Source organism: Pelorhabdus rhamnosifermentans (assembly GCF_018835585.1).
Lineage (GTDB): Bacteria > Bacillota > Negativicutes > UMGS1260 > UMGS1260 > Pelorhabdus > Pelorhabdus rhamnosifermentans.
In genome coordinates this window covers 1-548 of the sequence record NZ_JAHGVE010000096.1, presented here as the reverse complement: position 1 = coordinate 548, position 548 = coordinate 1, and the positions used below count along the sequence as shown (strand labels likewise).

Sequence of the window (548 nt, the reverse complement as noted above, 5' to 3'; positions counted from 1 at the left end):
ATTGAATTCGATGTTATTGGACCCTTTTGGCAGCTCAATATTGTATTAATCTGTATTAATATTATTCTTGTAACAAGTCTGAACTTAATCAATGGTTTTACAGGCCAGTTTTCCATTGGTCATGCCGGGTTCATGGCTGTCGGGGCCTATGTCGGCGCTGTCCTGACCGTTAAGTTCCATCTGCCCTTTGCGGCTGCCATTTTAGCTGGCGCGGGTGCCGCAGGTTTTCTCGGTTTTGTCATTGGTCTTCCCACACTGCGGCTCACTGGCGATTATCTGGCCATTGCTACCCTCGGACTGGGGGAAATCATTCGCATTACCATCTTAAACATTCCCTATGTAGGCGGTGCCTCCGGCTTTATGGGCATTCCCCGTTATACCACCTTCACGTGGGCATTTTGGCTGCTTATTTTCACGATATTTTTCATCAAAAACTTTATCGATTCCACCCATGGGCGAGCTTGCATCTCCGTACGCGAAAATGAAATCGCTGCCGAAGCCATGGGAATTGATACAACCAAATACAAGGTGCTGGCCTTTACCATTGG

Annotated in this window: 1 protein-coding gene; it reads left to right on the top strand. The window is 47.3% G+C overall.

What is annotated here, in order from left to right:
- A partial coding sequence (locus tag Ga0466249_RS25930; RefSeq protein ID WP_246589065.1) for a branched-chain amino acid ABC transporter permease occupies positions 1–548 on the top strand: 548 nt, incomplete at both ends.